The 13,375-nt window shown below is 70.4% G+C and carries 13 protein-coding genes; 9 read left to right on the top strand and 4 right to left on the bottom strand.

The annotated features are described in order from the left end of the window. From WFJ17_RS02500 to WFJ17_RS02490, 3 genes are read right to left on the bottom strand one after another with little or no spacing between them, the layout of a single operon-like run. The gene (locus tag WFJ17_RS02500) at positions 1–1,416 is read right to left on the bottom strand and encodes a sulfatase-like hydrolase/transferase (RefSeq protein WP_336647597.1); all 1,416 of its coding nucleotides are present in this window, start codon (positions 1,414–1,416) and stop codon (positions 1–3) included. Beyond that, complete coding sequence (locus WFJ17_RS02495; protein ID WP_336647596.1) at positions 1,413–2,405, bottom strand: Gfo/Idh/MocA family protein; 993 nt, start codon at positions 2,403–2,405, stop codon at positions 1,413–1,415. Before WFJ17_RS02495 ends, WFJ17_RS02500 begins: the two co-directional genes overlap by 4 nt. A 9-nt stretch (positions 2,406–2,414) precedes the next feature. After that, positions 2,415–3,545 (bottom strand): GntR family transcriptional regulator, encoded by a 1,131-nt coding sequence (locus tag WFJ17_RS02490; RefSeq protein ID WP_251443481.1) that lies wholly within the window; start codon positions 3,543–3,545, stop codon positions 2,415–2,417. Between the two features lie 226 nt (positions 3,546–3,771). Between WFJ17_RS02490 and WFJ17_RS02485 the strand changes: the two genes are divergently transcribed. The 6 genes from WFJ17_RS02485 to WFJ17_RS02460 all read left to right on the top strand — a co-directional run bounded on the left by WFJ17_RS02485 (position 3,772) and on the right by WFJ17_RS02460 (position 9,693). Continuing rightward, complete coding sequence (locus WFJ17_RS02485; protein ID WP_251443478.1) at positions 3,772–5,073, top strand: ABC transporter substrate-binding protein; 1,302 nt, start codon at positions 3,772–3,774, stop codon at positions 5,071–5,073. Continuing rightward, positions 5,070–6,032 (top strand): carbohydrate ABC transporter permease, encoded by a 963-nt coding sequence (locus tag WFJ17_RS02480; RefSeq protein ID WP_251443475.1) that lies wholly within the window; start codon positions 5,070–5,072, stop codon positions 6,030–6,032. The genes WFJ17_RS02485 and WFJ17_RS02480 overlap by 4 nt, the downstream gene beginning before the upstream one ends. A gap of 8 nt (positions 6,033–6,040) precedes the next feature. Then, positions 6,041–6,970: a carbohydrate ABC transporter permease gene (locus WFJ17_RS02475; protein ID WP_251443472.1), complete on the top strand. Its 930-nt coding sequence runs from the start codon at positions 6,041–6,043 to the stop codon at positions 6,968–6,970. Between the two features lie 97 nt (positions 6,971–7,067). After that, on the top strand, positions 7,068–7,961 hold the full coding sequence (locus WFJ17_RS02470; protein WP_336647595.1) for a metal ABC transporter solute-binding protein, Zn/Mn family: 894 nt from the start codon (positions 7,068–7,070) through the stop codon (positions 7,959–7,961). Continuing rightward, positions 7,958–8,803 carry a metal ABC transporter ATP-binding protein gene (locus WFJ17_RS02465; protein WP_336647594.1) on the top strand — a complete coding sequence of 282 codons (846 nt, stop codon included), beginning with the start codon at positions 7,958–7,960 and terminating at the stop codon, positions 8,801–8,803. The genes WFJ17_RS02470 and WFJ17_RS02465 overlap by 4 nt, the downstream gene beginning before the upstream one ends. Beyond that, the gene (locus WFJ17_RS02460) at positions 8,800–9,693 is read left to right on the top strand and encodes a metal ABC transporter permease (protein ID WP_336647593.1); all 894 of its coding nucleotides are present in this window, start codon (positions 8,800–8,802) and stop codon (positions 9,691–9,693) included. Before WFJ17_RS02465 ends, WFJ17_RS02460 begins: the two co-directional genes overlap by 4 nt. A gap of 54 nt (positions 9,694–9,747) precedes the next feature. Here WFJ17_RS02460 and WFJ17_RS02455 read toward each other — a convergent pair whose 3' ends face one another. Further along, positions 9,748–10,434: a DUF899 family protein gene (locus WFJ17_RS02455; RefSeq protein WP_336647592.1), complete on the bottom strand. Its 687-nt coding sequence runs from the start codon at positions 10,432–10,434 to the stop codon at positions 9,748–9,750. Positions 10,435–10,552: 118 nt separating this feature from the next. On the opposite strand from WFJ17_RS02455, the gene WFJ17_RS02450 reads away from it, so the two are divergent. The 3 genes from WFJ17_RS02450 to WFJ17_RS02440 all read left to right on the top strand — a co-directional run bounded on the left by WFJ17_RS02450 (position 10,553) and on the right by WFJ17_RS02440 (position 13,351). Further along, positions 10,553–11,134 carry a TetR/AcrR family transcriptional regulator gene (locus WFJ17_RS02450; protein ID WP_336647591.1) on the top strand — a complete coding sequence of 194 codons (582 nt, stop codon included), beginning with the start codon at positions 10,553–10,555 and terminating at the stop codon, positions 11,132–11,134. Positions 11,135–11,413: 279 nt separating this feature from the next. Next, the gene (locus WFJ17_RS02445; protein ID WP_336647590.1) at positions 11,414–12,727 is read left to right on the top strand and encodes a DivIVA domain-containing protein; all 1,314 of its coding nucleotides are present in this window, start codon (positions 11,414–11,416) and stop codon (positions 12,725–12,727) included. Positions 12,728–12,952: 225 nt separating this feature from the next. Continuing rightward, a complete protein-coding gene (locus tag WFJ17_RS02440; protein WP_251443451.1) occupies positions 12,953–13,351 on the top strand; it encodes a Fur family transcriptional regulator in 399 nt (132 codons plus the stop codon). Positions 13,352–13,375 lie beyond the last annotated feature (24 nt).

Below are 13,375 nucleotides of genomic sequence, written 5' to 3'. Positions count from 1 at the left end.
TCAGGCGCCGTCCCAGTCCGGCGCGTCGAAGGCGCCCAGCGGGTCGCCGTCGAGGGGGCGGAGCTGGCCCGAGCCCATCACCGGCAGGGCGACCCCGTCGGCGTCCTCGGTGCTGTGCGCGGCGAACCACTCCCAGAGCAGCCGGCGCAGCACCGCGACATCGTCGGCGTGTGCCGGATCCTCGGCGAGATTGACGCGCTCCTGCGGATCCTGCACAAGGTCGTAGAGCTCATGGGGGCCGTAGGGCGCCCGGTGCACGTACTTGCGCTCCCGTGTGCGGATCATCCGGGCCGGGCCGTATTCGCTGTGCACGACCACCGGGCGGTCCGGATCCGTGGTCGTGCCGTCGCGCAGCAGGTCCGCGAAGCTTCGTCCAGGGCCCTCTTCGAAGACCGCCGGATCCCGGTCGATCAGATCGAGCAGGGTGGCGGGCAGGTCGTAGGCGCTGAGCAGCTGGTCGTGGACCGTTCCGCCGGGAAGCAGCCCCGGCGCGGAGATGAGGAAAGGCACCATCACCGACTCGTCGTACATGTTCATCGGGAACGTGCCGTTGCCTTTGCCCCAGAAGCCGTGCTGGCCGCAGCTGAACCCGTTGTCGCTGAGGAACACCACGATCGTGTCTTCCTCGATGCCGTGCGCGCGGAGCCGCTCGAGGACGCGACCGATGGCGGCATCCATGGCGGTGACCGAGGCGAAGTAGCCGATCAGTGCCTCGCGGGTATCGGCCTCGCCTCCGATCGGGGCGCCGTCCTTGGTCTGCAGCCACGGGTGCGGCGTCTCCTGAGGGCAGGTGTCGAAGGCGCAGTCGCGATACAGGGCGGTGAACTCCTCCGGATGCTCCCCGGCGAACGGGCGATGCGGCGCGGTGAAGTTGATCGCGAGGAAGAACGGCGCGTCCTGCCCCTGCTCGGCGTCGATGAAGGCCGCCGCATCGTCGGCGATGACGTCGGTGAGGTAGTCCGTGACGTGCTCGGCCGTTCCATCCCGGTACATCACCGCGTCGTGATAGGGGCTGCCGCCGCCCTCCAGCGCGTACCAGTGCACGAAGCCGCGCCGCGGCACGTCGCTCGCGCCGAGATGCCACTTCCCGGAGAGGCCGAGGCGGTATCCGGCATCGGCGAGCGCGTCCGTCAGCGTGGGCAGGTCCCGCAGGTAGTCGCGGCTGTCCGGGCCGACAGGGGCGCCGCCGAGGTAGTCGTGCACGCCGTGCGTCGACGGGATCTGCCCGGTCAGCAGACTCGCGCGCGCGGGTGAGCACACCGGCGACGCGCAGAAGAAGCGCTCCAGGCGCACGCCCCGGCGGGCGAGGCCGTCGAGCACCGGGGTGCGGATCTCAGCGTTCCCGGCGGCACCGAGCGCCCAGGGGCCCTGATCGTCGCTGACGATCAGGATGAGGTTGCGGCGGGATCCGGTCATGCGAGGGCCTCCGCGGCGGCGAACGAGACCGCGGTACCGGTCTCTGCCGAGCGGTAGGCGGCGAGGACCAGCTCGACGACGTGCCGCGCATGGGCGAGGGGGACGGTGGGCGCCGCACCGCCGACGACCGCGGCGAAGTCCGCCAGTTGCGCCGTGAAGGCGTCCTGGATGTCGTCGGGACCGCTCTCGTGGACGGTGCGGGTGCGACCGTCGACGTGCACCGTCGTGCCGTGACGCGGATCCACCTCGATCACGCCCCTCTCGCACACGATCGTCATGCTGTCGCTCCGCGTGGCCGGGTCGCTGATGACCGAGATCGTCACGCCCACGCCGTTGTCGAGGAGCAGCTGCATGCTGCCGTCGGTCTCGACAGGAGATCCGAACCGGCTCGCCGTGTCGGCGAGCATCTCCACCGCGCGCCCCCCGCCCAGCCAGAGCGACCGATCCAGGCAGTGACCGCCGATGTTGATCAGCGCGCCGCCACCGGCGATCTCGGGGGAGAAGAACCAGGCCGACCGGGTTCCGGGGCGGTAGTCGGTGCTGCGGTTGTCGCGGATCATGCGGACCCGGCCCAGCTCGCCCGAGGCGATCACGCGGGCGGCTGCCCGCTTCTCCGGAAGGAAGTGCTGGATGTGTCCCACGGTCAGGGCGACCCCCGCCGCGCGGCACGCCGCGATCAGCCGGTCGCAGTCGGCGACGCTCGTGGCCATCGGCTTCTCTACGAGCACGTGCACGCTCGCCGCAGCCGCGTCCTCGGCGATCGGCAGGTGCAGGGAGTGGGGAGTGTTCACGATCACCGCATCGACGAGGCCGGCTTGCAGCATCCGTCGATGATCGGTGAAGACGGCGACTCCCGTGCCGGCGGTCGCCCGCCGTGCCGCCTGCTCGTCGATGTCGCAGACCGCGGTCAGCTCGATCCCGTCCAGCACGGAGGCGGCCGTGATGTGGAACGAGGCGACTGCTCCCGCCCCGATCAATCCGATGCGCACGTGTTCTCCTCAGTGTTCGTCGTCTCGGTCGCCCGCGCCGCAGGATCGGCGGATCACGATGCGCGGTCGAAGTCTGATCTGGTGCAGTGGGCACTCGTCGCCCTCGACGAGGCGGCGCAGCATGACGTCGGCGGCCATCCGTCCGATGCGGTACTTCGGTGGCGCGACCGCGGTCAGCGGCACCTCGGCGAGATCGGCGAACTCGTCGTCGTACGAGACCAGCGCGACGTCGTCGGGCACGCGGACTCCGCCGCGGCGCGCGGCGCCTTCGAGCATGGCCGCTTCGCGATCGCCGAACACGAGCGCCGCCGTCGCGTCGAAGGCGCGCAGCGCGCGGAACGCCGACTCGGCGGAATCGGCCTCCCACTCGCTCTTGGCCTGCGAGAACTCCAGATCCGCGATGAGCCCGAGGTCGGCGACCGCGCTGCGATAGCCCTGCACGACCCCGAACTCGGTGACCGTGCGCGAGCGCGTGAGCAGTGCGATGCGCGTGTGCCCGAGGCGGGCGAGGTGCACGACCGCGTCGTACGCGCCGCCGGCGTGGTCCGAGCACACGTGCTCCGTGGTGTCGGCGGGGCCGATGCCGTGCAGGCTGCGCTCCACGAGGACCACGGGCACGGGCAGCGCCGTGAGCTCCCGGGAGCGCGCGAGCGGATCCTCGATCCCAGTGAGCGTCGGCGCCAGCAGGAGGCCGTCCACGCCGGCGTCGAGCAGCGACGCGATGGCGTCGTCCTCGCGCTCGGGCTGATACCGGTACGTGGCGAGCTGCAGCGAGGCGCCCGCCGCGGAGAGCGATTCGTCGATGCCCTGCAGCACCCGTGGGTAGTAGTGCTGGGTATCGGGCAGCAGGACGCCGATGCGCCGTCGCGCACGCTCCTCGCGCGGTCGGGCGTGCGCGACGAAGCTGCCCGCGCCCTGGCGGCGCACGACGATGCGCTCGGCGACGAGCTCGTCGAACGCGCGTCGCACGGTGGTCAGCGACAGCCCGGTCTCCTTGGAGAGCTCCTGCTCGGTCGGGAGCTTCTGCCCCGCGGTCCAGGTCCCGGCCAGGATCCCGCGGCGCAGCTGGTCGGCGAGGATCTCGAACTTCAATCCGCGCGACTCCGCGTCGCGCACGGGTGTCCCGCGCTTTCCGGCCATCACGATCCCTCCGTCGTACTTCCTCTGATTCTGTTCCGCACATAGTGAGGAATAAAGACGTATTCGGCGATTCATCGTGTGTGGAGGAGGGTGCCTGATCGCTGTCCTCCGACAATCGCGGCGCAACGAGGAGACGAATTCCCGATTACTCCTTGAATGCTTCTTCCGGGTCGAGCGAGAGTCGTGCGACACAGGCGACGATGCCTCTCAGACGGAAGGAAGTCCGATGGCGAAGACCCGAACGCTCTCTGCCCTCGCCCTCATCAGCGCGGTCGCACTCGCCGCCACCGGATGCGCATCCGGTGCGGGCGGCGGGTCCGGCTCGGGGGGCACGCTCACCTACTGGTCGATGTGGAAGGAGGGGGAGGCGCAGCAGAAGGTCCTCGCCTCCGCGATCGCCGACTTCACCAAGGAGACCGGCATCAAGGTCACCGTGCAGTGGCAGGGTCGCGACAGCGTGAAGAAGGTCGTCCCGACCCTCAACACCAACAACGTCCCCGACCTCATCGACAGCTCGTTCGCCAAACTGGCCCCGGTCCTCGCGACGAGCGGGCAGGCCAAGGAGCTGACCGCCGCGTACGGCGCGGACGTGGACGGCGAGAAGGTCTCCGACCTCGTCCCGAAGGCGTACCTCGCCGATGCTGACATCACGCGCGAGGGCGACACGGCGCCGTGGATGCTGCCCTACACGCTCACCAGCGACGCGATCTGGTTCAACGCCGCCACGCACCCAGAGCTCGCGTCCGCGCCGCCGAAGGACTGGAACGCGTTCGTCGCCGAACTCGACACGCTCAAGGCCGCGAACGAGGTGCCGCTCGCGATCGACGGCGACGTCTCCGGCTACAACGCCTACTGGTACACGTCGGCGCTCGTGCACATCGCCGGTCCCGGAGCGATGAAGAAGATCGCCGAGGACAAGACCGGCAAGGCATGGCAAGGCGCCGACGCCGTCGAGGCCGCCACGATGGTGCAGCAGCTCGTCGACGGCGGCTACTTCATCTCCGGCTACAACGCGAGCAAGTGGCCCGCACAGCAGCAGGCCTGGGCGGACAACAAGGCCGCGTTGCTCTACAACGGCACCTGGATCCCGACCGAGACGGCGTCGTACGCGACGAGCGGCTTCCAGTACTCGTCGTTCCCGTTCCCGACGGTCGACGGCGGCAAGCAGGTCTCGCGGGCCGACTTCATCGGGTTCGCGGTGCCGGCCAAGGCCAAGAACGCCGAGAACGCGCAGAAGTTCGCCTCGTTCTTCCTGAGCAAGAAGTACCAGGACGCGCTCGGCACGGACGCGAAGATCCTGCCCATCCGCGCGGATGCCGCCATCAGTCCCGAGGTCGACTCCGTGAAGAAGGCCCTCGACGCGGCCGACGGCTTCTATGTGCAGAACGACGGCATCACCCTCCCGGGCTACGCCGAGAAGCTGCTCTACCCGACCATCGACCAGCTCGTGCAGGGCAAGCTCTCCGCGACCGAGTTCATCGCCGCCATGACCTCGGGCCAGGCCGACTACTGGAAGCAGAACTCATGACCCAGACGGCAGCGATGCCCGGGGTCGCCGCCGGCCGGGTCGCGCGACGCACGACCCGCGCCGGCGGCAACGCGATCGACAAGGCCCGCAAGAAGCTCTTCGTCCCCTTCGTGGGTCCGGCGCTGCTGTTCTACTCGGTGCTGTTCGTCGGCCCCTCCGTCTACGCGATCTGGATCAGCTTCCACAAATGGGCCGGAGCCGGTCCGATGGAGTTCGTCGGTCTCGGCAACTACGTCAAGCTCTTCGGCGACAAGCTGTTCCTGCAGTCCTTCGGCAACACCCTGCTGCTGCTGTTCGTGGTCGGCCTGGCGATCTTCGTGGTCTCGTTCGGTCTCACCCTGGTGCTGCGAGACATGGCGGGGCGCAAGATCGCCCGCTCCGTGATCTTCTTCCCGCACCTCGTGAACGCCATGATCTTCGGCGTGCTCGCCGGCTTCGTGCTCAACCCCGGCGGTCTCGTGAACACGCTGCTGGGCTGGGCCGGCGTGACGGATCCGCCGGCCTGGCTCGCGACGGAGAACCTGTTCCCGCTGATCATGGTGATGCTCACCTGGATCACCACCGGCTACTACACGACGATCCTGATGGCGGGTGTCGACCGGATCCCGCCCTACTACTACGAGGACTGCGCCCTCGCCGGCGCGAACGCGTTCCAGCGGCTGCGCTACGTGATCCTCCCGCTGACCTGGGACGTGTTCGGCACCTGCGCCGTGCTGTGGACGATCTCCTCGGTGAAGATCTTCGAGATCATCTGGATCTTCGGAGGTTCGACCGGTCAGGGCATCCCGCCCACACGCACCTGGAGCACGGCCGTCTACACCTACGTGACGGCGTTCTCCGGAGAGTCCATCCCCGCATACGGCATGGCCAGTGCCAGCGCGATCCTGTCGCTCGCCCTGGTGTCGGTGCTCGTCGTCCTGCTGCGCCGCGTGATGAGGCGCGACGCGATCGAGATCTAGGAGTCCTGATGACCACTGCCGAGATGCTCCGGGAGGACACCAGCACCCGCACGGTCGTGACCGGTCGGTCCGACCGGCCGCGCCGCCGCCGGGGCGCCGCCATCGGCCGCGAGCGCAGCGTGCTGCGCGGGATCGGGCTGGTGCTGCTGTGGGCCTTCGTCGCGCTGAACATCGCCTGGATGATCTGGATGGTGATCCAGGCGTTCCGTGACACGCGCTCGATCCTGAGCGATCCGTGGGGGCTGCCCACCTCGCTCGATCCGGTGAACTTCGTGACCGCCTGGACCGCGGGCGATTTCGCCACCGCGACGCTCAACAGCGTGAGCACGACGCTGGTCTCCTCGTTCGTGACGGTCGCGATCGCGGCGCCCGCCGCCTACTACCTGGGCCGGGTGGAGAACCGGTTCACGAACGCGCTCACGATGTACTTCGTGCTCGGGCTGGGGATCCCGGTCCAGGTGATCCTGATCCCGCTGTTCGTGATGCTCAACGAGGTGTACCTCACCGACAGCCTGGTCGGCCTCAACATCGTCTACGTCGGCGTCTCGATGCCGTTCACGGTGTTCCTGCTCATCGCGTTCTTCCGTTCGCTGCCCCAGGAGCTCGAGGAGGCCGCGGCGCTGGACGGCGCCTCCGCGTTCGGGACGTTCTGGCGGATCACGCTGCCGCTCGCGAAGGGCGGCATCCTGACCGCGTTCGTGCTGCAGGTCATCTCGCACTGGAACGAGACGCTGCTCGCGCTGACATTGCTGCAGTCGACGGACAAGTACACCCTGCCGGTGGCGCTGATCTCGTTCATCCAGCAGCAGACGTACTCGGGCGCCGACTGGGGAGGACTGTTCGCCGGACTGTGCATCGTGGTGCTGCCGATGCTCGCCATCTATCTGTGGCTCGGGCGTCGCCTGACCGAAGGGCTCACGCTCGGCATGGGCAAGTAACCTCGCGACGGTTCCGGCGGTACGGGCGGAATCGATCCGTCACGGCGGATGCGGGTCCGTTTTGATAATGATTCTCATTTAACGTAGTGTCGAGGTCATGCAGAAGCCCCTCGTCGCCCTCGCCCTCGCCGCCGCCTCGATCCTCGCTCTGGCGGGATGCTCCGCGGCCACGGGAACCGGCGCGGACAGCGGGGGGAAGATCGACGTCGTCGCGACGACCAACGTCTACGGCAGCATCGCCACGGAGATCGGCGGCGACCGGGTGCAGGTCACGAGCATCATCGACTCGCTCTCGAAGGATCCGCATGAGTACGAGGCAACCGCACGCGACCGCCTGGCCGTGCGCGGCGCCGCGCTGGTCATCGAGAACGGCGGCGGCTACGACCCGTTCATGAAGGACCTGCTCGACGGATCGAAGGCGACGGTGGTCACGGCCGCCGACGCGCACCCCGGTCACGATCAGGAGGGGTTCAACGAGCACGTGTGGTTCGACCCGACGACCATGATCACCGTGGTCGGCCAGGTCGAGAGCGCGCTGACGAAGGCCGACCCTGCCGGCAAGGAGCAGTTCGCGAAGGGCGCTGCGGCCCTCACTGCGGACCTCACCCGGGCGGAGGGCGAGCTCGCCGCCATCAAGGCGAAGGCCCCCGGGGCGGGCGTGTTCATCACCGAGCCCGTGCCCGGCTACCTCGCCGACGCGGCGGGCCTGGTCGACAAGGCGCCCGAGGGCTTCGCGAGCGCGGTCGAGGAGGGTCATGACGTCGCCCCCGCGACGCTGCTCGCGGCCGTGAACGTCATCAAGAGCGGCGAGGTGAAGGCCGTGCTCGCCAACAGCCAGGCCGGTGGATCCGAGACGCAGCGCGTCGAGCAGGAGGCGAAGGCGGCGGGGATCCCGGTGGTGACCTTCACGGAGATCCTTCCGAAGGGCACCGCGTACGCTGAATGGATGCATGCAGCGATCGCCTCCCTCGCCGCTGCCGTCGGAGCATGACCGCGCCCGCGGACGCCTCGGCGGCCGCCGCGCCGGTGCTGCAGATCCGCGGCGCCGCGCTGCACCGCCCGCAGGGCCGCGGCGACCGTGAGCTGTGGTCGGGGCTCGACCTCGATGTGCGGCCCGGCGAGTTCATCGCGGTGCTGGGCCCGTCGGGATCCGGCAAGACCACGCTGCTGCGCAGCATCCTCGGGCTGCAGGATCTGAGCGCGGGGGAGATCCGGGTAGCCGGGGTCCCCGCCACCCGCGGCAACTCCCGGATCGGCTACATCCCCCAGCAGCGCCCCTACCCGCCCGACACCGCGATGCGGGCCCGCGACGTGATCGCGCTCGGGTTGCAGGGCCGCCGGTTCGGACTGCCGGTGCCGCGCCGGGGCGACCGCGAGCGCGTGGACGAGATGCTCGCGGAGGTCGGCGCCGCGCACTACGGCGACCGCCGGGTCGGCGCGCTCTCCGGCGGCGAGCAGCAGCGGCTGCGCGTCGGCCAGGCGCTCATGGACCGCCCGGCGCTGCTGCTCTGCGACGAGCCGCTGTCGAACCTCGATCTCGCCAACCAGCAGGGCGTCACCGAGATCATCGACCGCCAGCGGCGTGCGCACGGCGCGGCCGTGCTGTTCGTCACCCACGACATCAACCCGATCCTGGGCCGCGTCGACCGCATCCTCTACATCGCCGGCGGCCGGTTCATGCTCGGCACGCCCGACGAGGTGCTGCAGACCCGCGTGCTCACCGACCTCTACGGGGCGCCGGTGTTCGTGCTGCGCGCCGGCGACCGCCTCATCGTCGTCGGCGTGCCCGATGTCGAGCCGCACCACGACCACGACCACGAGGGCGCCGCATGAGCGCCGTGCTCGGCCTGCTGACCGCCGCGGGTCCCGTTCCCACCGTGAACTGGGGCGACATCTTCTCGTTCGCCGACTACGGCGAGCTCGTCGCGCTGCTGGCGAACTCGATCATCGCCGGCGCCGTGCTCGGCATCGTCGGGGGCCTCGTGGGCGTGTTCGTGATGCAGCGCGACCTCGCCTTCGCCGTGCACGGCGTGAGCGAGCTGTCGTTCGCCGGAGCCGCGGCCGCCCTGCTGTTCGGGGGCAGCGTCGTGGCCGGCTCGATCGGCGGCGCGCTCGTGGCGGCGATCCTGATCGGCCTGCTCGGCGCGCGCGCCAGGGAGCGCAACTCGATCGTCGGCGTGCTCATGCCGTTCGGCCTCGGCCTCGGGATCCTGTTCCTGTCGCTCTACGACGGGCGCAGCGCGAACCGGTTCAGCCTGCTCACCGGGCAGATCGTGTCCGTCTCCTCACCCGATCTGGGCTGGCTGATCGGGATCAGCGCGGCGGTCCTCGTGGCGCTCGTGCTCGTCTGGAACCCGCTGCGGTTCGACTCGCTCGACCCGGTGTCGGCCGAGGCGCGCGGCGTGCCCACCCGCACCATCGGTCTCGTGTTCATGGTGCTGCTCGGGCTGATCGTCGCGGTGGCGGTGCACATCATCGGCGCGCTGCTCGTGATGGCGCTGCTGGTGACGCCCGCAGCCGCCGCGATGCGCGTCACGGCGGGGCCGCTGCGGGTGCCGCTGCTCGCCGCGCTGTTCGGCTTCGTCTCGGCGGTCGGCGGCATCCTGCTCGCCCTGGCCGGCACGCTGCCGGTGAGCCCCTACATCACGACGATCTCGTTCGGGATCTACGTGGTGTGCTGGCTGGTGCAGCGCGCGCGCGACCGGGTGCGGCGGGCCGGCTGAGGCGGGAAGCGCCGCCGGTCGCCGAGCGCGGAGAGCCCGACCCGCCGCCCTCCGTCAGGCGACCGGATCGCCGTACTGCGCCGCGACGTCCTGGGAGCTCAGCCAGCGCGAGTACGTCGGATCCTGCGGCCAGCCCTCCGGCACGTCCTGCCACTCCTCCTGCCGGCCGTAGGGGAGCACGTCGGAGACGGCGAACGCGACGCTGAAGCGCTCGGCGCCACGACCGTCGGTGTGCCAGGTGCGGTAGACGTCGTCGCCGTCGCGGAGGAACACGTTGAAGCCGAACCCCCCTCCGGGGCCGGCGTCCATGTCGGCGCCGAAGGAGGACTCGGACGAGGAGTACCAGGTCAGCCGGTTCCCGACGCGCTTCTTGTACGCGAGGACCTCGTCCATCGGGCCGTTCGTCACGATCACGAGGCGTGCGTCCTGCGCCTCGATGTGCCCGGTGCGGGTCCATTGCGAGGTGAGGCCGGTGCACCCTCCGCACTGCCAGGACGCACCGTCGGTCCACATGTGGTGATAGGTGACGAGCTGGCTCTTCCCGTCGAACACGTCGGCGAGGCTCACCCGGCTGCCGTCCTCGGCGATCAGCGTGTAGGCGGGGAGCTTCACGGCCGGCAGACGGCGGCGCGCGGCGGCGATCGCATCCTGTTCGCGGGTCGCGGCCTTCTCCCGTATTCGGAGTTTCGCGAGCTCCTCGCGCCAGGTCTGCTCGTCGACGACAGGGGGCAGAGCGGTCATGACATCCTCCGATGGTCTGCGGCGTGCTCTCGGGCGCCGATGTTCACGGCGTCCACATCTGCTATGTTCACACCGTACACATCCGGTGGCGACACCTCAAGGGGGCAGGAGGGATCCGATGGCCTACCACCACGGCGATCTCGCCACCGCCCTCGTCGAGGCGGCGGTCGCCCTGGGCCGCGAGGGCGGACCCGCCGCGATCACGATCCGCGAGGTCACCCGGCGCACAGGCGTGTCGCCGAACGCCGCTTACCGGCACTTCGCCGACCGGGCCGCGCTCGTGGGCGCCGCGGCCGCCGCGATCCAGGAGGGTCTCGCCGCCGCGATGACCGATTCCCCCGGGCTCTCGCCCGCCGAGCGCCTGCACCGGATCGGCACGGCCTACATCGCGTTCGCGCTCGACGAGCCGGGATGGTTCGCCGTGGTGTTCTTCGGCATCCGCCCGCCCGACTCCGCGACGATGGCGCAGTCCCCGGCGTTCCGGGCGCTGACCGCGGCACTCGACGACCTGGTCGACGCGGGGGCGCTGCCGGCGGCCGGTCGCGACGACGCCGCCTGGGCGTGCTGGGCAACGGTGCACGGCTTCGCCGGGCTGTGCCTGCGCGGACCGCTCGTCGGTGTGGACCGCGTGGAGCAGCGCCGTCGCGGGGAGGCGGCCGTCCGGGCCGTGATCGCCGGGATACAGGCGGCCGCTCGCTGAGGCCGGCCCTCTCCTGCCCGGCATCGGATCCCTGACCGTCGCGGTCCCCGGAGCGGATCACCGCATCACGCACGGGGAGGATCCCGACAGGGATCTCTCGTCATCCGTTCAGGGTCCGCCCCCTGTCGGCACCGGGGACCGCGGGTTAGGATCGTCAGGACTCGCGCGGATCACGGCCCCCGCACCCAGGGCGCTGGACGACGCGATTCCCCCTCCGCATCGATCCTCCCGGCATCCCCCCTGCCCGGGAGGGGGAGGGATGGACAGAAAGGCGCTGCCGTGGCCGAGGCAACCGAGAACCGTGCATCCGAGGAGCAGGCGCCGCAGGGCGACTTCTTCGATCAGCTCCTGGAGACCCCGTCGAGCCAGCACGCCTTCACGATCGGCTTCCGCGGCTATGACAAGGCCGAGGTCGACGCCCACCTCACCGCCCTGACGGAAGAGCTGCGCCGCGCGACCGACTCGAGCGCCAAGACCGACGCCCACCTCCGCGGCGAGCTGGACAAGGCGTCCGAGAAGCACCGCCGCGAGCTCGAGAAGGCCACGGCGGCGCACGAGGAGCGCTCGGCGAAGCTCGAGGCCGACCTGGCCGCCGCGAACGCGAAGATCGCCGAGTCGGCTCAGCAGATCCAGTCGCTGAGCACGGCGCTCGCGGGATCCCAGGAGGACATCGACGAGGCGACCTCGCGCTCGCAGTTCGAGACCGTGCTGCGCGTGGCCGAGGAGCAGGCCAGCGTCCTCATCCAGAACGCCGCGGTGCAGGCCGAGCGCCTGCTCGAGGCCGCCCGAGACGAGGCCGCGGCCAAGCGCGCCGAGCTGGATGCCGACGTCGCGCGCATCACCGCGCAGGCCGAACGCGACGCCGACCAGGTGCGCCTGAAGATGGAGACCGAGTTCACCGCGCACACCGCGCAGGTCGAGCGCGAGGCCGCGCACGCCGCCGAGAAGGTGAACCACGCCGAGCAGGAGGCGCACTCCATCCGCACCGAGGCCGAGAAGGGCGCCGCGGCGCTGCGCGCCATGGTCACCCGCGAGACCACCGATCTGCGGGTCGCCGCCGAGCGCGAGGTGCGCGAGATGAACGCGCGCGTGCTCGAGATGGAGGAGTCCCTCACCCGCCGTCAGGACGACGCGCAGCAGGAGTTCCTGGTGCTGCACAACCAGGCCGTCGCCCATGCGGAGCGCATCACCGTCGACGCGAACGAGCAGGTCGCCGCCTCGCTCGCGCACGCCGAGCGGATCTCGGGCAAGGCCGACGACTACGAGCGGCTGATGCGGTCGCAGGCGAACGCGATCGAGGCCGAGGCGCAGGTGCGCGCCCGAGAGACGCTCGACCGCGCCCGCACCAAGTCGCAGAAGATCGTCGACATGGTCACCGCGCACACGGCGAACGTCGTGCGCGACGCCGACGACCGCGCCCGCCAGCTGCGCTGGCAGCAGCAGCAGCTCACCAGCTTCATGGCCGAGGTGCGCGAGCTCATCCGCCCCGACGGCGCGCTCGGCAGCGAGGGATCCGGATCCGCGGCCGCGGCTTCCGAGGACGTCGCCGCGGACGAGGCTACGGCGGCTCCCGCAGAGGGCACCGACGCCTGACCACTCCGGTCCGGCCCCGTTTCGTCTCGGTCGCCTTCGTCGTCCTCGCTCAACGACCCCGTTCGTCTCGGTCGCCTTCGGCATCCTCGCTCGGCGACCCCGTTTCGTCTCGGTCGCCTTCGGCATCCTCGCTCGGCGACCCTGAGGACGGCAGCGGATCCGGCGTCCAGCCCCCGGAACGGCTGCTCCCAGCCGGGGGCCAGAACACCGCTCTAGACTCGACGCATGGCTCAGCGGAACACGTGGCAGCGCGAGCGCGTGCGCGAGGAGCTCTCGGACGCGCGCGGATTCGTGAGCGCGCAGACCCTGCACGCCACTCTGCGCGAGGCGAACACCGGCATCGGACTGGCCACGGTCTACCGGGCGCTCGCCGGTCTCGCCGCCTCGGGCGACGCCGATTCGCTGCAGAGCCCCGAGGGCGAGGCGCTCTACCGCGCGTGCAGCAGCGAGGGCCACCACCATCATCTGATCTGCCGGTCCTGCGGGCTCACCGTCGAGATCGAGGCCACCGACGTCGAGCAGTGGGCGCAGCGCACCGCCGCCCTGCACGGCTTCCGTGATGCCGAGCACGTCGTCGACATCTTCGGACTGTGCGCGAGCTGCGCCAACGCCGCCCAGGAGTGATCCCCGCGTGACCCTGACGACCCC

The organism is Microbacterium sp. MMO-10, from assembly GCF_037148715.1.
Taxonomy (GTDB): domain Bacteria; phylum Actinomycetota; class Actinomycetes; order Actinomycetales; family Microbacteriaceae; genus Microbacterium.
The sequence above is the reverse complement of the archived record's forward strand: the minus strand, read 5'-3'. Positions and strand labels throughout refer to the sequence as shown.